Source organism: Clostridium sp. AM46-21 (assembly GCF_003480025.1).
Classification (GTDB): domain Bacteria; phylum Bacillota; class Clostridia; order Lachnospirales; family Lachnospiraceae; genus Coprococcus; species Coprococcus ammoniilyticus.
On the sequence record NZ_QUIB01000019.1, the window covers coordinates 48,551 to 68,745 of the forward strand.

Genomic DNA, 20,195 nt, shown 5'->3' on the forward strand with positions numbered 1-20,195 from the left:
TATAGCACATGAACAAAAATGCAATTAAGAAATTTGCAATAGATGCAAGAAATAAGCTGATAGCATCCGTTACGGATAAAGCTGGTATGCTTGGAATTACACAGGATAATTGCAGTGAAGCAATCACAAAAGGTGCAGATTTTGAGGTATACAAGACAGCAGCAGGAACAGAGGTAACACTTAACAAAAAACAGTGTGAGCAGAGAAGAAAACTGGTAGACCAGATTCATGCAAGAGGCTTTGAAGCAGTAGTGGAAGAAGTGGCATATACATGGTTTAACAGAATCTGTGCTATCCGTTTTATGGAAGTGAACGACTATATGTATCCTGTAAGAGTTCGTGTGCTTTCTTCTGAAAAAGAAGGAAAGAATGAGCCAGATGTAGTAACAATGGCTCCGGATATTGACTGGGATTTCACGGATAAAGAAAGAGAAGAAATCATTGATGCCAAGATGAATGGTTCTCAAGATGAATTGTTTAGAAAGCTTTTCCTTAAACAGTGTAATTTATTGCACGAGGTATTACCAGGTTTATTTGAAGGCAATGAAGATTATATGGAACCATTGCTTACACTTTCATATACGGATAAAGATGGGATAATTTATCATCTTATTCATGATATTGAGGAAGATGATTTTAATGTCGAAAAAGAGGGACAAGTAGAAATAATAGGATGGTTGTATCAGTATTATATTTCGGAGAAGCATGACGAAATTGTCAATATTTACAAAGGTACAATAAAGAAAGATGATATACCAGCAGCAACTCAGCTGTTTACTACTGATTGGGTAGTACGATATATGGTAGACAATTCTTTGGGCAGATATTGGATTGAAAGAAATCCACAGAGTAAATTGGCGGAGAAACTGGAATTTTTTGTTACACCTAAAAATGGAGAGATACAGTATGTTGATGAAAAGGTAAGTCCTGCAGATTTGACATTTTTTGATCCTTGTATGGGTAGCGGACATATTCTTGTATATGCATTTGACGTACTTATGGAAATCTATCGAGAGGGAGGTTATTCTGATCGAGATGCTGCATTAAATATTGTTGAAAATAATATTTTTGGTATGGATATTGATAAACGTGCGTATCAGTTAGCATATTTTGCAGTAATGATGAAAGCACGTAGTTATAATCGAAGAGCACTTACACAGGGAATAAAAAACCATCTTGCAATTGCAGAAGAAAGTAATTCTATAGATAAATTTGAATGTGACGGTTTAACAAATAATAAAGAAAAAAACAAAATTGGTGATTATCTTGTAAAGGCTTACAAAGATGCTCGTGAAATAGGAACATTACAAACAATAGAAAAGCAAGACTACGATTCTTTTAGAATGTACCTAAATGATATTGAGAAAAGTGCAGGACAGCTTAATTTTTTATCAACAGAATGGCTTAATGGAACGCTTCCATTAATGTTTCAACTTACAAAACAAGCTGAAATTATGAGCAATAAATATGCGGTAGTTTGCACGAATCCACCTTACATGAATAAGTTGGAAGGACAGCTGAAAAAATTTGTTATTGATTATTACAAAGAATATTCGGGTGATTTGTTTAGTGTATTCATATATCGTAATTTTGGATATTGTAAGGCAAATGGTTATTCTGCATTTATGACTCCGTTTGTTTGGATGTTTATAAAAACGTATGAAGCATTAAGAAGATACATAATTAATTCAAAACATATAACATCCTTGATTCAAATGGAATATTCCGCATTTGAAGAAGCAACTGTACCGATCTGTTCATTTGTGTTGAAAAATGAAAAATCGAATGAAAGCTCATTGTGCTTTAGATTATCAGACTTTAAAGGTGGAATGCAAGTTCAAAAAGAAAAAGTTTTGGAGGCTCTATCCAATAAAGAGTGTGGCTATTTTTATGAGACAAATCAGAAAGATTTTATGCAAATTCCAGGAACACCTATTGCATATTGGGTTGGAGAACAGGTTTTAAAAGCTTTTTCATCATCTTTATTGGAGGATTATGGATATCCAAAACAAGGATTTGCAACAGGAAACAATGATACTTTTCTAAGATTTTGGCATGAAGTGGATTTTACAAAAATTGGATTCAACATGGCAGATAGAGAAGAGGCAAGTAAGTCCAATAAAAAGTGGTTTCCATGCAATAAAGGAGGAGCTTTTAGAAGATGGTATGGGAATAACACCTATTTAGCAAATTGGGAATTTGATGGAAAAGAAATGACGGAATTTAAAGGTTCGGTTATAAGAAATCCACAATTCTATTTTAGACAGGGTATGACATGGAGTTCATTAACAAGCGGTAAATTATCTATGAGGTATAGTCCGAAAGGTTTTTTGTTTGAGAGTAAAGGGTCTGTTTGCTTTATGAAAGATGAAACAATTTGTTATATATTTTAGGTTTGATGAATACTTCAATTGTTAGTAATATGTTGCTTGTTTTATCTCCAACACTTGATTATCACGAAGGACCTATGTCAAGAGTACCTATAATTATTAGCAATCAGTATAAGAACAGGGTAGAGAAAATTGTAAAAGAGAATATTGAAATGTGTAAGGAAGATTGGGATTCTTTTGAAATCTCATGGGATTTTAAACAACACCCATTGGTTAAGTATTCAGTAAGAACAATTAAGGAAGCCTTTGATATATGGACAAGAGAATGTGATGTTCGCTATATTAGTTTGAAAAATAATGAAGAAGAACTTAATAAGATTTTTACTGATATTTATGGTCTAAATGGTGAGGTAAGTGTTGAGGTAGATGAGAAAGATATTTCAGTACACAGAGCTGATTTACAAAGAGAAATTAAAGGACTTATTTCATATGCAGTTGGATGTATGTTTGGACGATATTCTGTTAACGAAGGAGGATTAACGCAAATAGGTAAAACAATACTGAATGATGATTGTTTTATTGATAAAGATAATTGCATACCAATTACCGATGAAGAGTATTTCTTAGATGATATTGTAGGAAAATTCTGTGAGTGGCTCAAGTTGGTATATGGCGAGGATACTCTGGAAGATAATCTTAAATATATTGCTAATGCACTTGGAAATAAAGGAAAAACAGGACGTGAAATAATAAGGGAATATTTTGTAACCGATTTCATTAAAGATCATATAAAAATGTATCAGAAGCGTCCTATTTATTGGCTGTTTGACAGTGGAAAACAAAATGGCTTTAAAGCACTTATTTATATGCATCGTTATGATGCAGACACAGTCGGCAGAGTAAGAACAGATTATCTGCACAAGGCACAGAAATATGTGGAAACCGCAATGCAAAGTGCCCAGTATACTATTGATAATGCAACAACATCATCAGAGAAATCTAAGGCTACAAAGGCGGTGACAAAGTACACAAAGCAGCTTGCAGAGATGAAGATATATGACGAAGCAATTGCTCATGTAGCCAATCAGAGAATCGAGATTGACTTGGATGATGGTGTAAAGGTGAATTATGCGAAATTTCAAGGTGTGGAAGTGGCACAGGAAGGTAAGAAGGCATTAAAAGTAGATTTGTTGGCAAAGATATAGAGGTGACATATGAATTTAGTACCTGATTTTAAAAATACACTGTTTAATGACAATGTTAAGGATATAGCATTAGATTTTTCAGAAATGGGTATAGATGCTGCAATTAACAATGATATATTGGCGGAGGTTCCAATTGCAAAATCTATTGTGGCATTTTGCAAGACAGGAGTGGCTATTAGAGACAGAAATTTGCTCAAGCAAACTTTGAGATTTGTTTATGAATTCCAGAGAAACACTATATCGCCAGAAAAAGTAGAAGCTTATAAGAAAAAAATGGAAAATCCTAAATTTGCAGAAAAAGAGCTTAGCAGGGTTATTTATCTATTGGATTGTAATATTGATACTGTTAAGTCTGGTATATTAGCGAGAATGTATGCTTCATATATAGATGGAAAAATTAGTTGGAATGTATTTTGTGAATTATCTGACCTAAATTCAAGGGTTTTTATTGCAGACTATAAGGCATTGATAATAATGGATGAAGGCGACATTGATTATCATATTACGGAAAGATTAATTGGTTACGGACTAATGATGGAAGTGGAATCACCAAGTAAAACAAGTGCCATAGATGATATATTTTCAGGAATTAGAAGTAAGGAAGATCCAAGTATAGCTTTTGACTTGAATAGGGAGCCATGTGTAAGAATAACTGAATTTGGAAAACTGGTACGAAGTTTTTTAGACAATAATTTATTTGAAGATGATGAGTTATAAATGACAAAGTGACCAATTATTTTAAAGTAAAGGAAGGTTTTATTATTGATAAAGCAGGAAATATTAAACGAGTTGAATCTTGGAGAAAATCATGAGCGAGAATGTAAATTGGCAACTGGTGGACTCCCAGAGAGCATATGGGAGACTTACTCTTCTTTTGCAAATACAAATGGTGGCACGATTCTGCTTGGAATTAGGGAACACAGAGATTCTTTTACTGTTGAAGGACTGACAGACAAGCAGATTGTTAAATATCAGAAAGACTTTTGGAGTACATTGAATGACAGAAATAAAGTATCAAAGAACATCTTACTGAATCATCATGTCAGACCTGTGGCTGTCGGAGAAAAGAAAATACTAAGAATTGATGTTCCAGCAGCAGACAGACATGATAAGCCGGTATACATCGGGACAGATCCGATGAAGGGTACTTACAAGAGAGATTATGAAGGAGATTTCCTTTGTACCGAAGAGGCAGTCCGGGCTATGTTTGCAGACCAGAGAGATGTATCTGGTGATGTGGAAGTGCTGGATGAGTTTGGATTGGATGTGCTGAATCAGGATACGATAAAAGGCTATAGAATTATTTTCGAACAGCTTCACAGTGGTCATCCATGGAATGCTTTGGAAAATGACGAGTTCCTTATGAAATTAAGGGCAGCAGCGAAGAATAAAAATGGTACGTTATCTCCAACGATAGCAGGACTTTTATTCTTTGGAGAGGCTTATCATATTACTGAAGTTTTTCCTAACTATTTTCTGGATTATCGTGAGAAATGTGATGATAAAGCTGTACGCTGGTTATTCCGGACACATTCAAACGAAGGTGATTGGAGCGGTAATATATATGATTTCTTTTGCAAGGTGCGCACCAGAATGGACGATGATGTAGCAGTTCCATTTGCAAATAGGCGAAATGGATATCGTGTAGACAGAGTGGATGTGCATGATGCATTGGAAGAAGCATTGGCAAATGCACTAGCACATGCAAATTATTATGGTAGACGAGGAATCCTCGTTGTTAAAAAGGGTAAAGAACTTAGCATTTCCAATCCAGGTACTATCAGGGTGACGAAAGAGGAATTTTATGCAGGTGGCAATAGTGATCCACGAAATCCGAATATCTTAAAAATGTTTGGGTTTGTAAATGTCGGTGAGCGTGCCGGAAGTGGTGTCGATAAGATTATGACTGCATGGGCAGAACAAAACTGGAAGAAGCCGGAATTTGATTTCTCAGAACGCAGTGATAGAGTAACATTAAAGCTTGAAGTTGGACAAGTGGTATATATTCCGGGAGCTGCTGATATCAGAAATGAAAATACAAATCAGGAAAAAGCAACTGTTGTGTCAAAAGAAGATAAAATACTTGAATATATCAGGCAGAATGGAAGTATTTCTTCCCAAAAAGCTGCTGATATAGGTGGTTATAAGTCAAAGACAGGAGCAAGAAAATTACTTGATAAGATGATAGAAAAAGGATTGATTACGAAGATTGGAAATGGACCGGCAACTAAATATGTGATTTAGTGGTCACCTTACTATTTATCGAACACTTTATTGAACACTATCGGACACTTTGGGGGTTATCGGATACAAAGTGTTCGATAAGTGACCAATAGTGATCATTTATCGGACACTTATTAGCATAGGCTGAATAAAAATATTTGTGCAGAGACTATCTGCTCAAATGGATTAGAAGGTGAAATATGGATTTACAGAACATACAGGATCAATTAAATACAGAATTTGCCAAGTCAGAGACAAGAATTATATTCTGGTTTGATGATAAAGGTGAATATGAGGATGAGGTATCTGAACTGCAGCTTGGTGATGTAAAGCTGCACATTCTTGATGGTACAAACTGGCTCTATTCAAAGTATCTATTAAACGAAGAGGATAAAGAGAGTAAATATCTTGTCTATGCAGCCTTTGCAAAGCCAAGTGATGCAGAGAATCCTCTCGCAGATATGTATTATTACTCAACACCTTATTATACAGACAGAGTATCGCAGATGTCTCAGGAGATTGGTATTGATAATCACTTTAAGGAGCATTTATCACAGTATGGCAATTTTTGGAAAAATAAACATCGTATTGAGAAGTTCAAGGAACTTGGAATTGATCATTACAATGCTCAGACAATTGATATTGGTTTGATTGCTGTACTCACGGATGTAAAGACTCCAAATTTTGAGGAAGTAGTTAAGCAGATGATGCTCGGTGACAATGAGAAGTATTTTAAGGCATTGGATGATAATAGATTGACCGACAAGTTCTGGGAACTTTGCGAAAAATTCTTTGGATATAAGTCAGACAAGCCAAACATAGATGATTTGTCTGCTTGCATGATATTAACTTATGCATCATCTACATTAAAAGCTACTGTCCCGGAAGCAATGAGGTCTTATATTCTTAAGAAACGCAATGATGTTGTGGTCTTTATCCGTAATATCATGGACAATGTGAATTATCGGGATGACTATGACAAACTGGTAGATAGAATAGATAAATCATTGCGTTTTGTGACCAGAATACAGGATGGATTAAAGAAAGATGTAGAGAAGAAAAAAGACAGTTCTCTCCAGTTGGCGGATGTTTTCGCTTGTGATGCTTTTGCCGGGTTAGATGACATTATTATTGATTGGGCATTGGAACAGTTAAATGATGAGATTTTAGATGCACAGATTGATGGACTTAACATTGCACAGGTAGCTGATCAGAGAATGTCTAAGGCATATCATTATAGCGAAAGATACAAGAATGAATATACGACTATCAAGTATGCGTATTTGATGATGAAGTCTGTATCACTTATGGAATTTTCAAGTGATATTAAGACATTGGTTGCAAATTATCAGAAAGAGTCCTATTTGATAGATTCATATTATAGATGGTTTTATTATGCATATGACCAAATTGAAGATAACAGTAAATTCTCTGATGTAAGACAGAGAGTAGAGAATATTTATGCGAATACATATTTGCAGAAGATAACACCGAAGTGGAATGAAAATTTCACAAATGAGGTAATGAATGCTACAGACTTGCCTAAGCAGGAAGATTTCTATAAGCATTATCTTAGAGGCTACGATGGAAAGCAGAGAGTCATTGTTATTATTTCCGATGCTTTTCGGTATGAGTGTGCAAAGGAACTTTTCGGCAGATTGGAATTAGATGAGAAGTGTACACCGAAGATGGAGTGTATGCTTAGCTGCCTGCCTTCTGTTACATCAGTAGGAATGGCGAGCCTGCTTCCACATAAAGAGATGCAGGTGGATGGCAACTTGAATGTGACTGTTGATGGACAGGCGTGTGCAAGTATGGAGCAGAGAGACAAGATACTGAAATCTTATAATGAAAATAATGTGGCTTTGTCATTTGATGAAGTGGTAAATGCTAATCAGACTCGAATCAGGGAGTTGATTCAGGGCAAGAATATCGTGTACATCTATCACAATCAGGTGGATGCAAGAGGAGATAAGCCAGCAAGTGAGAATGAGGTCTTTAATGCTTGTGCAGAGGCTATAGAAGAGATACATAAGTTGGTTAAGAAACTGACTGGTTATGTATCAGCACCAAAGTTTTTTATTACTGCAGATCATGGCTTCTTATATAAGAGAGACAGATTACAGGAGTTTGACAAGGTGTCATATCCAAAGGATAAATGCATTTATACAAACAAGAGATTCCTTATTACAGAAGATGCAGTAAATGAGCAGGGAATCATGGCAAGAACAATGGCGTATCTTAATAAACTCTATGTAGATACTCCGATAGGAGCAGATATTTTCAAGGTTGCCGGAGGTGGACAGAACTATGTACATGGTGGTACGTCCTTGCAGGAGATGATAGTTCCAGTCATTGAACTTACAACGAATACCAGAGGTGTGGCATACGATTATGTGGATGTTGTCTTGACATCTGTTACCCGTAAGGTGACAAATCTTATTACATACTTTGATTTTATCCAGACAGAGAAAGTCACAGACACCATGAAAGCAAGAAGCATCGTGGCTTATTTTACTACGGAAGATGGCGAAAAGATTTCATTTGATGTACCTATGATTGCAAATAGCAGGGAAGAAGCACCGGAGAAGAGAACCTTCCATGAGAAGTTCACTTTGAAATCAAGAGAATATAAGTATGGAGATAAGTATTATCTTGTGTTGGCAGATGCAAATGATGAGAAGAATATCTTGCAGCAGTATGAGTTTATGATTGATATTGCGTTTGTGGATGATTTTGGGTTTTAAATTACGTTAGGATATGGAGTTGAAAAAATGCAACTAGTAAATTTTTCAGTTACAAATTATAGAAGTATAACAAAGGCACATAAAATAAATCTTCAAAATATTACAGTGTTAGTTGGAAGAAATAATGAAGGAAAATCTAACATACTTATGGCACTAAATGTTGCGATGGAAACAATGATGCAACATGCTAATCATGCAAATGTACATGAACGTTTGTATGATTGGCAAAGAGATTTTCCAGTTCAATTGCAACAACGAAAGAATAACCTAGATTCTGTTTTTAGATTGAATTTTAGATTGAATCATGATGAAAATACTGAATTTTTTAGGACAACCGGAATTAGAAGTAATGAGGATATACCGATTGAACTTAAATATGGACGAGATAATAGAGCTAAAATAACAGTTCCAAAGAAAGGATCTTCTTCATTTAATGATAAATCAGAAAAAGTAACTGCATTTATATGTGAGAGAATTGCCATTAATTATATACAGGCAGTAAGAACAGAAGATATGGCTATGGATGTTATACATAGACTAATATCTACAGAGTTATCAAAGTTATATGATAATGAAGAGTATAAATCCGCAGAACAAACAATTTACAATTTACAAGAAGCAGTATATAACGATATTGCAAATAGAATATTAGCACCTTTGCAAGAATTTTTACCACAGCTTACAAACGTGGAAATAAGATCTAGAGGAAGAAGATTAGTATGGCGCGGATTTAGAAACGATGTAGATGTAATTCTAAATGATGGTACGCCAACAAGTATTCTTTATAAGGGAGATGGAATAAAAAGTTTAGTATCATTAGCGATACTAAAGGAATCGAAAAATGAGATAGGTGCATCAATAATTGCAATAGAAGAGCCAGAGTCACATTTGCATCCAGAAGCCATACATAGCTTAGTAAATGTAATAAAGGGTATTTCAGAAAATCATCAAGTAATTATAACAACGCATAATCCGTTATTCGTTCAAAGAAATAATATATCAAATAATATTATTGTAGATCATGGCACTGCTAAACCAGCAAAAAATATTAAGGAGATTAGAGAATTATTAGGTGTTTTACCAGAGGATAATTTGATTAATGCAAGTCATGTATTGGTAGTAGAAGGAGAGGATGATAAGATAGCATTAAATAAAATTTTATCATCATTGAGCCCTACTATAAAAGATGCACTTATAAAAAATAAATTGGTGATACAACCGCTTGCAGGAGCGACAAACTTAAACTATGAACTATCTAGGCTTAGATCTTATGTATGCAGATACTTTGTATTTCTGGATGCAGATGAAGCAGGGTATGATGCCGCGGAAAAGGCAATTGAAAAAGGTTTGCTATCAGAAAGTGATGTAAAGTATTCAATATGTAATGGAAATAATATATCAGAGTTTGAAGATTGTCTTAAAAAAGATTTTTATATAGAGGCGATAAGAAATAAATTTTCGGTAGATTTAGGAGTGACGTCATTTAGAAATAGTAAAAAATGGTCAGATAGAGTAAAGGCTGTATTTTTATCTCAAGGACAACGATGGACAGATGCTGTTGAGAAAAAGGTAAAAATGGAAGTCGCAAAATTGATACCTGTAGAAGATGCGGATTCAGTATTAGATGAGCATAAAAGAGGTTCAATCGATGCGTTAGTCAATGCCTTAGAAAATATGCTATCTCAAAGATAAAATATGGAGGTAATTATGGATAAATACACTGATATAAATATTAAGGAAGCGTATGATATTGAGAATCCTAGAGATATTATCAAGAAAAAACTCCGCCAATATTATGATGGTCGTATAGTCCGTAAGGACTTGACCAAATCAATTCGTGAAGGAGCAAATGTTCCGGTCTATGTATTGGAATATCTTCTCGGACAGTATTGTAATTCTGATGATCAGGAGATTATTGACGAGGGAGTAGACAATGTGAAGCGTATTCTGCGTGATAACTATGTTCGTCCAGATGAGGCACAGAAGATATTGTCGCTTCTTAGAGAGAGAGGCAGTTATACAGTTATTGACAGGATTACAGTAGTACTCAATACCAAGGAAGACAGATATGAGACAACATTCTCTAATCTTGGAATTAAGAATATTCCTATCAGTGCTGACTATGTAAAAGATTATGACCGCCTGCTTTGTGGCGGTATCTGGTGTATTCTTCAGCTTGATTATGAGTTTATTGAGGAAGACAAGAAGAATACACAGCCTATCCGTATCAGAAAGCTGACACCGATTCAGATGCCGCATGTGGATATGGATGAAGTAAAGAATGGTCGTAAGGCATTTACTAAGGAAGAGTGGATGGATATTCTGCTTCGATCTACTGGTATGGAACCGGACAAGCTTTCTGACAGAGCTAAATGGTTATTGATTGCCCGTATGATTCCGCTTGTTGAGAACAACTTTAATATGTGTGAATTGGGACCTCGTTCTACAGGTAAATCATACATATATGAGCAGATTTCTCCAAACAGTATCCTTGTAGCTGGTGGACAGACAACTGTTGCAAATCTGTTTTATAACATGTCTAACAATACAGTCGGTCTTGTCGGAATGTGGGATGTTGTAGCATTTGACGAGGTTGCCGGTATCAAGTTTAAGGATAAAGATGGTATCCAGATTATGAAGGGATACATGGCATCAGGTGCATTTTCCCGTGGCAAGGCTGAGATACAGGCAAAAGCATCTATGGTCTTTGTAGGTAATATCAATCAGAGTGTGGAGACTTTGCAGAAGACATCAAGTCTGTTTGATCCATTTCCTCCTGAAATGGGTACTGATACTGCGTTCCTTGACCGTTTCCATGCATATATACCGGGATGGGAGATCCCTAAGTACAGACCGGATTCATTTACAAATGATTATGGATTTATCACAGATTATCTTTCAGAGTTTATGCGTGAGCTTCGTAAGGATAATTACAGCAATATAGCAGAGAAGTATTTCAAATTAGGAAATAACTTAAATCAGAGAGATGCAATTGCTGTTCGTAAGCTGATTTCCGGATTTATCAAATTGATTTATCCGGATGGAGAAGTCAGCAAGGATGAAGTTGCAGAGATTATGGATATTTCACTTGAACTTCGTAGGCGAGTAAAAGAGCAGCTTAAGAAGATTGGTGGAATGGAGTTCTATGATGTGAACTTCTCATACATAGACAATGATAGTTTTGATGAGCATTTTGTAACTGTACCGGAGCAGGGCGGCGGAAAGATGATTCCTGAAGGTATGGGCAAACCGGGATGCTTATATACAGTATCAAAGTCAAAGACTGGAATGATAGGCTGCTATCGTCTTGAAACGCAGATGATGCCGGGAAATGGAAAATTGACTTGCACAGGTATTGGTTCCGGAAAAGAGCCAAAGGAAGCTACCAATACAGCATTTAATTACCTGAAGGCAAATGGCAATGCAATATCGGGTTCAATAAGTACAACAACTAAGGATTATATCATCAATTATCAGGATATGCAGGGACTTGGAATGACGGGAAATCTTGCACTTCCTACACTAATTGCTATTTCATCGGCGGCACTTAGCAAGCCTCCAATCAGCAGTCTTGCGGTACTTGGTGAGATTAGTATCGGTGGAACACTTATTAAGGTAGAAGATTTGGCAAGTACATTGCAGGTATGCCTTGATAGTGGAGCAAAAAAAGTTCTGCTTCCAATCACATCGGCAGCAGATTTAGGTACTGTTCCGTCTGATTTGGTGGGAGCGTTTAGCTTGATATTTTATTCTTCGCCAGAAGAGGCAGTGTATAAAGCGTTAGGAGTAGAGTAGATATGATAAACATTGATAATCAGCAGATGATAAGAGAGAATTTATCAAATAAAAAAATACTCAAAGCTATAATAGCTGATTTATATGAAGATAAAAAAGTCAAAAATCTTATGTCTTTAGCAGTAGATTTAGGAATAGAGGAAGAAATTGCAAAAAAGACATCTCTGACAAAACAAGAGGCATATAGAATAGCACAAATATTTCACTATGAATATGGAACGAATATTGAAGATGCAATTGTTGCAGTTTATCAATGGGCAGATATATTTGGCGTCGGATATGAAAATGATGATTTATTTTTTACGGCAAAAGAACTTATATCGGCGAATATAGATTTTGTTGATTGGAATCAATTGAAGGATGATGTATTTAATGTTCTTTCATATGCTTATGTGTTATCTGATAATACTGAAAGAGATGAAATAGTTAAAAATGCTGAACAATTATTTGATGAAAAAAATGTGGAAGACAATCTGATTAAGAAAATTGTGAAAATAGATGAACATGATTTTTTGGAAAAGAATATAGACAGATTGTTTCCAGGTGTGTATGCAATAGTTGACAAGGCAATTAAAGAACAAAATATTGAGATAATAAACATAAAATGCTATACATACATAAAAATAATGAAATTATTGATAGCTACAATTTTATACAGAAATAAAAAAATATATCAGAGTTTGTATCTTATTTTGATAACAGCAATGTTTTATGCCGATAAATATAAATTGGACAAGGTTGGTTTTAAAGATAAAGCCATAGATGAAATAGTGTCATTTCCAAGCTTTGAGGATGTTATATTACATAGTGACGAGTGCGAAGAAATGGAATATTGTGATTTGGCTATCAATGAAGTCAACAAAAAAGGAAAGAAATTGTTTGATATTGTAAAAAGAGGAACTCTTACTGGAGAAATAGAAAGAATAACACAAGATTTATCTAATGTGTATGATGAATATTTGGCTAATAATTTAGAAATTAAAGTGGTAGGTTCGACAACTCATGGAGGGTGATGGCGTATTTTTGAGCAGGATTTTGAAGCAATGCTTCGACAGTATGAAAATTCAATAGATGATAAGCGACAGTTTACTGCATTGGTGAAAGATATATTTCCGGAAGATGCAAAGAATATCAATCTGATTCTCATGGCATACAACATGGGAATTGCACAGGATATTCAGAAGGCAAATCTGCTTAATAATACATTTGCTTTCCGGTATGTGAAGCAGTTGATGGATGACTATGGCATCAGCAGAGTGAATGCAGATTGGGTCGTGTCAGTATGGTGTTCTTGTTATGGTAATAAAGTATTGGGAAAAGCCTGTGACATATCAGTGCAGAAGCAGGGTGGTGGTCCGGCGATAAAAGATAATAAGTCATCTTCGGGAAAATCATATGGAGATTTATTTGTATATGAGAAAAGTCGCAGAGGCAACGGACTGGCTGTAACAGGATTCCTTGGAGATAAGAACCAGACGATTATATTTCAAAATAGGTCTGGCAATGAAAATGTTATAGAGATTGCGGATAACAGTTTAGCAAATCTTCCATAGAAGAGGCAATTCTGACGGAAGATTTTAAATACATAGGGTTAAATGCTTTTTCTGACTGTGAGAAATTACATCAGGTGGTATTGCCAGTCAGCGTAGAAGAGATTGAAAACTCAGCTTTTGAGAATTGTAACAGCTTAAAATCAATCTCCTTGCCGATACTGCTTAAGACAATCGGAGATGCAGCCTTTAAAGGAACAGGTTTACGGACACTGGATATTCCAAAGAGTGTATTTGGGATAGGTGATGATTTATTGGCAGAGTGCCAATCGCTGGAGCATATTAGGATACCGGATAACATTGCAAGGATAACTGATCGGATGTTTATGAATTGTAGTGGCTTAAAAAAGGTGGAGCTGCATGAAAAACTGAATGCGATTGGTGAACGTGCATTTTTCGGCTGCTCCAGTCTTGATTTTATTATAATTCCAGATAGTGTACAGCAGATTGGTCAGGATGCTTTTACGGGAACAGATGATATGTTTATCGTGCAATGCTCATTTGGCTCTTTTGCAGAGCAGTATTGCAAGAAGAATAAGATTAAGTATCAGCTGGTATAATGTCGCCAGCGATGCGACACATAAAGCATGAAATTACGATAGAATACAGGAAAGAGGTGATATGTATGGGCTTATTGGATGCAATATTTGGCAATAATCAGCCACCTAAGATAAATTCCATACTTCCTACAGCTGCGAAGAACGAGATCTGTGCAGGAAGATTACCGATATTGAATACAGACAGCTTATTTCTCAAGCGTGATGAGAAAATCCATTATATTGATAAAGCAATCAACCTTGAAATCAAGGTAGTAAAGCAATACCGGCATGTGGGACACAGTACACCTGGATTGTTGAAAGGCAATCGTTGGAATGTGGGGGTGGCGAAGCCTATTGAGCATGGTGAGCTTGTACAGCATCGGGGAATCCTGTATGTGACTAATCAGAGAATTGTATTTCAAGCTTCTGAAAAGGGGTTTGATAAAACATATAGATATCTAACAGCGGTAACTCCGTATGTAGATGCCTGTGAACTGCAGTTTGGCAGTAAAACATACAATATGTATGTTGATGATGGAAATCTATTATATGAAGTATTACAGCTTGTGAAGCAAAGGAGGCAGATTCCATAATGGAGGGACAGTTAAAAAACGGAACAATACTTACTTCGGAAAGCGGAAATAAGTATACTGTAGTGAATCTTCTGGGTGCCGGTGGACAAGGTGAAGTCTATGATGTGGAATGTGATGGAAAGCATTATGCGTTGAAATGGTATTTCAAGGGAAGTGCTACAGCACGGCAGAAGAAATTATTGGAAGAGATTATTGCAAAGGGAGCACCGGATAGTTCGTTTCTCTGGCCGATGGAACTGATTGTTCCGTCACAGGGAAACTTGTTTGGATATATCATGCCGCTTCGTCCAAAGAATTATAAGAGCATAGTGGATTTGATGAAGAATCGTGTAAATCCATCATTTTATGTTATATGCAGGACAGCATTTAACCTTACAAAAGGATATCGAAATCTACATATTGCCGGGGCAAAGTATCAGGATATTTCATTTGGAAATCTTTTCTTTAATCCGGATAACGGAGATGTCTTGATTTGCGACAATGATAATGTATCATATGGTAACAGTAAACCGGGTGGAGTGCTTGGTACACCGGGATTTATGGCACCTGAGATTGTAAGAGGTGAAGCGAGACCATCAAGGGATACGGACAGATATTCATTAGCGGTATTGCTGTTTTACCTCTTTATGGTAAATCACCCATTGGAAGGCAAGCAGGAAGCTAGTATCAAGTGTATGGATATGGCAGCCAGAGTAAAACTCTATGGAACTGATCCTATTTTTATATTTGATCCGGATAATAAGACAAACAGACCAGTACCGGGAATCCATGATAACGCCAATATTTATTGGCCGTTATATCCGGAACAGCTGCGCCAACTGTTTATCAAATCTTTTACAGTCGGACTTAATAATCCAAGCAAGCGTGTAACGGAGCCTGAATGGATGAACCTGTTTGCAAATATGATGAGTGGGTTGATGAAATGCACCTGTGGTGCAAGTGTTTTCTATGATGAAAGTCTGGAAGCAAATGGTGTGGCACATACATGTTGGAATTGTCAGCAGACAGTGAAAGTACCAACAAGGATTGTGATTGGAAAGAATACCGTGGTACTAAATCAGAACAGTAAGCTGTTACATCATCACATTTATAGTGATTTTGATATGGAAACAGTAGTTGGAGAAGTAGTTCAGAATCCAAAGAACCCTGCATTATGGGGAATCCGCAATGAAGATAAATTAAACTGGACTTATGAAAAAGCGGATGGAACACAGATTCCTGTTGAAGTAGGAAAGACAGCAGGTATTGCAGCAGGCGTGAAAATACATTTCTCCGAGTCAGTCGGAGAGTTCAAGTAAAAGGAGGAAATTGTTATGGCAGATTTACAAAGACCGGGTGGAGAACTGGCAAGCAGACCGATTCATTTCTTTTGGGTAGTGGATTGTTCGGGTTCAATGTCTTATGACGGAAAGATGAAAGTGGTAAATACAGCTATTGAGGAGTGTATCCCGGAGATGGCATCAGCTGCGGATAATAACCCAAATGCACAGCTGCTTATTAGGGCACTTCAATTTTCATCCGGGGCAAGCTGGCTTACTGCAAAGCCTGTACCGGTTGAGGAATATTCATGGAATCCTTTGGAAGCATATGGTGTAACAGAGATGGGAAAAGCATTTGAATTACTGGCAGCACAGCTTTCTATTCCACCAATGCCAACACGAGCATTGCCGCCGGTAATTGTTTTATTGTCTGATGGACAGCCAACAGATTCTTACAAGGATGGATTGAATAAGTTAAAAGCACTTCCTTGGTTCAAGAAAGCAGTTAAGATTGCGATTTCTATCGGTTCCGATGCAGATGATGATGTGCTTGAAGACTTCACAGGTAACAAAGAACTGATATTACAGGCAAATAATGCAGCTGCACTTGCAAAGATGATTAAATGGGCGTCTACAACTGCATCTATGGTATCCGCTCCAGCAAGCAAACCTATGAATGCTGACGCAGTATCTACACCTGCAGGCAGTGGAGATCCTTTTGCACCTGCAAATGGAGGAGCACCACTTGTTATAGATATGAGTAATATTCCTAGTCCGGATGACTTTGACGATGGAGCAGTTTGGTAAAAAGGAGGGATTTCATGAAGCGTTATGTATTTGGCAAAAGTGTAAAAGGCGCTACTCACGAAAAGAATGGATTACCTCTTCAAGATAACTGCAAGATAGAAAAAATTTCAGATAAGATTACGATTATAGCTGTAGCAGATGGACATGGCAGTTCAAAGTGCCCCAGAAGCGACAGAGGTTCTTTGATTGCGGTAAATACTTTCTGCACAGTAATGAAAAACTATCTGCTCAATTATGGAAAAGAAAAGGATGGTCTTACGAATCTGGTAACATTTCTGAACAGAGAAGGCGATATGCGCTTCGCACAGGATATATGTGAGGAATGGCAGGCAAGAGTAAAACAATCATTTTATAAGAACAAAGATGGCAGCGTATTAGACAAAGAAGGTAATACCGACTGGAAAAAGGTTTACTCTCTGTATGGAACTACACTTCTGGGTATGCTGATTACAGATACCTTTGTATTCTCATTTCAGATAGGTGATGGCGACATCAACTATATTACAGATGATGAGATTTCTCCATTGGTAGAACCGGAGAAGTTCCTTGGCACAGAGACACATTCTCTATCCAAACCGGATGCATGGAGAAAATCGGTAGCGTCCGTAAGGAGAAAGAATGCAGCAGATGATGTGCCATATTTATATATGCTTTCGACAGATGGATTTTCCAACAGTTTTGTGAACGAAGAGGAGTTTCATAAAACCTGCAGAGAGTACTATAAAATGATTGGCGAGCATGGATACGAGGCAGTAAGAGATAATCTTGAAAAGTGGCTCAAGGAGACGAGTGAGCTTGGATGTGGTGATGATGTCACTGTGGTTATGGCTTATGTAGACAAATAACGGAGGAAGCGGATGTGATTGTAGATCGCTACTATTATGCACAACTGAATAAGCAGGAGCAGGCGGTTTACAAGGCTTTCTACAATGGGCTGATGGCTCATGAGGATGTCATTCCTATTCCAATCAAAGGGCAGCTATCAAAAGAAGTATTCAACAAAATATTCCGGGCAATGACAAGGGATAATCCGTTGATATACTATGTCAATCAATCTGCGTGTAACTGGGCGACGGATGCATTTGGTCATACAGCAATCTGTCCACAGTATTTTTACAGCAGGGAAACTGTTCGAAAGTACAACCGTAACATAGAAAACGCAGTGAATAATCTGGCTGCACAGTTAAGACTGACAGAAGGCACAGATTATGAGAAAGAAGTAAGAGTCCATGACTGGTTCTGTAAAAATGTGAAATATGATTTTAAAGGCGCAGACATGGACGAACCAGCTAGAGTAGTTCTCTCACATAATATTGTAGGAGTTTTTGCGAAACAGAAAGCCCAGTGTGAGGGAATTGCCAAAGCTGTAAAAGTATTGCTGAATGCAGTAGATATCAAGTGTATTGTGGCTACTGGAGAAGCAGAGGCAAGTGGTAAGAAAGAACACCATGCTTGGAATGTTATTGATATTGGTGGAAGTCCATATCAGGTGGATGTAACATGGGATATCGGAGCTTCCAAGGGAAGAATTGCATATGATTATTTCAATGTTACAGATGAAATTATAAGCAAAACACATAGCTTTGAAGATGAGATGCCGAAATGCATTTCATTAAAAGATAATTATTTTGAAAGAAACAGGCTGACATTTAGAAGTAGAAGTCAGCTGATAGCATATATAACACAAGAGCTAGAGCAAGGTCGGAATAAATTATATTTTCGGATAGATGGGTTATTTCCGAAACTAAGACGGTCAGAGCTTGCAGGCATGGTTGCAAAGATTGCAGCAGGAGGACAGAGCAGGGCAGTTAAAGTCCAGCAGATTCCAAATGAGAAGGTGGGAACTTACTGGATTAGAATATACTAAGTATTGGGGAGGAAACATTATGTGGCACACAGCAGAAATGGTTAAGATATTTGAGAAAATGACAGAGGGATACGGATACGATATATATCAGAATAGAAAACTGTGTGTCGCATTATGCAATGATTTATTAGCTGCTTATTCAGTGGAAAAGAATATTATGCAGATGCTTTTTCAGGCAGGGCTTGGAGAGGCTATGAAGGGAGTCCCATTTAAGAGTGAAAGAGAGCTTAAAATGGGACTTTCTAATATCGAGAAGTTTTTAATGGCGCAGGCGATTGAGAGTAGTGTCAGGGATGATGTATTTGATGTAATTGTGGACATTTCTTGAAACCGGACGAAATCTGAGAGAAGGTGGTAATTTATGTTGGAGACAATATTGTATGCAGTAGGATTTTTTATATTTACTATTTCCCTTCAGTGGCTGTTACATAAGGTCAGAAAAAACCACAATCAGGGGAACTCTGCAATATGGGTAGGCAATGGAGCAATTATTGTTATTTGTGTAATGGGCTTGATGACTAAGAATATCAACTATTTTTCTGCATTGATTGGATTTGTTGTGGGGGATGAAGTTGGTAAACAGGCAGGATGGCAGTAGAGACGCATTGTAAATTGAGGAAGGCAGGTGGCAGTATGGTAGAAAATAATAGATTACCTGATACACCTTGGCATGTAGGATATGCAAAGAAACAGGAGGATGATCCACGTAGACATAAGGCGAGATGCATTCATTATCGTGATGGACAATGTGGATGGAAAGCAAATTATTCGGGTAAATGCATAGGTTCAAGTCATTGCATGGATTATTCAGAGTCACTTGAAGATTTTAAGAAATTGCAGGAGAGCAGAAAGACTGCGGAACAAATTGAAAGAGATAACATTGACAAATATAAGAAAAGCCTTGAACCTAAAAAAGAGCAGTTAGAACGAAGTAATAATCCATATAAATACAGAAAATGCAGTGAACTGAATCGTTGTCTGGTGTGTGATGAGCATCTGTATAAAGAGAAGTATTCGTTAAAGAGATGCAAGTACTGTGGCATGTTTTATGTGGATATTGATGATTCTACCAGAGATGAGATTATGGATATTGTGAAGGCTGATCCGATATTTGTTATGAATATTAAGAGAAAATAAAGTTCGACAGATAAAGGAGGTTCATTATGATTTCAGATGAAAAAGCTCAGGAAAAATTGGATGAAACAACAAATATGTTAAATATGATTAATAAGATTGAATTATATTCTCTTTTGATTGAAGATTAAATATTCTAATAACAG

At 36.7% G+C, this 20,195-nt stretch carries 18 protein-coding genes; all 18 read left to right on the top strand.

All coding sequences use genetic code 11. The annotated features are described in order from the left end of the window. Window positions 1-8 precede the first annotated feature (8 nt). The 18 genes from pglX to DW959_RS12450 all read left to right on the top strand — a co-directional run bounded on the left by pglX (window position 9) and on the right by DW959_RS12450 (window position 20,052). The gene (pglX, locus tag DW959_RS12370) at window positions 9-2,393 is read left to right on the top strand and encodes a BREX-1 system adenine-specific DNA-methyltransferase PglX (protein ID WP_243023399.1); all 2,385 of its coding nucleotides are present in this window, start codon (window positions 9-11) and stop codon (window positions 2,391-2,393) included. Then, window positions 2,378-3,535 carry a BREX-1 system adenine-specific DNA-methyltransferase PglX gene (locus DW959_RS14725; protein ID WP_243023400.1) on the top strand — a complete coding sequence of 386 codons (1,158 nt, stop codon included), beginning with the start codon at window positions 2,378-2,380 and terminating at the stop codon, window positions 3,533-3,535. The genes pglX and DW959_RS14725 overlap by 16 nt, the downstream gene beginning before the upstream one ends. A 9-nt stretch (window positions 3,536-3,544) precedes the next feature. Further along, window positions 3,545-4,252: a hypothetical protein gene (locus DW959_RS12375; RefSeq protein ID WP_117821978.1), complete on the top strand. Its 708-nt coding sequence runs from the start codon at window positions 3,545-3,547 to the stop codon at window positions 4,250-4,252. 45 nt (window positions 4,253-4,297) lie between these two features. Next, window positions 4,298-5,779, top strand: a complete 1,482-nt coding sequence (locus tag DW959_RS12380; protein ID WP_117821977.1) for an RNA-binding domain-containing protein — start codon at window positions 4,298-4,300, stop codon at window positions 5,777-5,779. A gap of 179 nt (window positions 5,780-5,958) precedes the next feature. Continuing rightward, window positions 5,959-8,505, top strand: a complete 2,547-nt coding sequence (gene pglZ / locus DW959_RS12385) for a BREX-1 system phosphatase PglZ type A (RefSeq protein WP_117821976.1) — start codon at window positions 5,959-5,961, stop codon at window positions 8,503-8,505. Window positions 8,506-8,532: 27 nt separating this feature from the next. Then, window positions 8,533-10,197 (top strand): AAA family ATPase, encoded by a 1,665-nt coding sequence (locus DW959_RS12390; RefSeq protein WP_117821975.1) that lies wholly within the window; start codon window positions 8,533-8,535, stop codon window positions 10,195-10,197. A gap of 15 nt (window positions 10,198-10,212) precedes the next feature. Continuing rightward, complete coding sequence (gene brxL, locus DW959_RS12395) at window positions 10,213-12,300, top strand: protease Lon-related BREX system protein BrxL (protein WP_117821974.1); 2,088 nt, start codon at window positions 10,213-10,215, stop codon at window positions 12,298-12,300. 2 nt (window positions 12,301-12,302) lie between these two features. After that, the gene (locus DW959_RS12400; protein ID WP_117821973.1) at window positions 12,303-13,313 is read left to right on the top strand and encodes a hypothetical protein; all 1,011 of its coding nucleotides are present in this window, start codon (window positions 12,303-12,305) and stop codon (window positions 13,311-13,313) included. Window positions 13,314-13,343: 30 nt separating this feature from the next. Further along, window positions 13,344-13,853: a hypothetical protein gene (locus tag DW959_RS12405; RefSeq protein WP_118616301.1), complete on the top strand. Its 510-nt coding sequence runs from the start codon at window positions 13,344-13,346 to the stop codon at window positions 13,851-13,853. Between the two features lie 32 nt (window positions 13,854-13,885). Then, window positions 13,886-14,410: a leucine-rich repeat domain-containing protein gene (locus tag DW959_RS12410; protein ID WP_243023403.1), complete on the top strand. Its 525-nt coding sequence runs from the start codon at window positions 13,886-13,888 to the stop codon at window positions 14,408-14,410. Window positions 14,411-14,475: 65 nt separating this feature from the next. Next, a complete protein-coding gene (locus tag DW959_RS12415; RefSeq protein WP_117821971.1) occupies window positions 14,476-14,982 on the top strand; it encodes a hypothetical protein in 507 nt (168 codons plus the stop codon). After that, a complete protein-coding gene (locus tag DW959_RS12420; protein WP_075720901.1) occupies window positions 14,982-16,280 on the top strand; it encodes a hypothetical protein in 1,299 nt (432 codons plus the stop codon). The genes DW959_RS12415 and DW959_RS12420 overlap by 1 nt, the downstream gene beginning before the upstream one ends. 15 nt (window positions 16,281-16,295) lie before the next feature. Next, window positions 16,296-17,048, top strand: coding sequence for a tellurium resistance protein (locus tag DW959_RS12425; protein ID WP_118616305.1), 753 nt, complete (start codon window positions 16,296-16,298; stop codon window positions 17,046-17,048). 14 nt (window positions 17,049-17,062) lie between these two features. Beyond that, complete coding sequence (locus tag DW959_RS12430; RefSeq protein WP_117821969.1) at window positions 17,063-17,893, top strand: PP2C family serine/threonine-protein phosphatase; 831 nt, start codon at window positions 17,063-17,065, stop codon at window positions 17,891-17,893. Between the two features lie 14 nt (window positions 17,894-17,907). Beyond that, window positions 17,908-18,915, top strand: a complete 1,008-nt coding sequence (locus DW959_RS12435) for a transglutaminase domain-containing protein (RefSeq protein WP_117821968.1) — start codon at window positions 17,908-17,910, stop codon at window positions 18,913-18,915. After that, window positions 18,878-19,243, top strand: coding sequence for a hypothetical protein (locus DW959_RS12440; protein WP_147340231.1), 366 nt, complete (start codon window positions 18,878-18,880; stop codon window positions 19,241-19,243). Before DW959_RS12435 ends, DW959_RS12440 begins: the two co-directional genes overlap by 38 nt. A gap of 33 nt (window positions 19,244-19,276) precedes the next feature. Next, entirely contained in the window at window positions 19,277-19,513 is a 237-nt protein-coding gene (locus tag DW959_RS12445; protein WP_117821966.1) for a hypothetical protein, read from the top strand. A 35-nt stretch (window positions 19,514-19,548) separates the two neighbouring features. Next, entirely contained in the window at window positions 19,549-20,052 is a 504-nt protein-coding gene (locus DW959_RS12450; RefSeq protein ID WP_117821965.1) for a hypothetical protein, read from the top strand. Window positions 20,053-20,195: the final 143 nt, after the last annotated feature.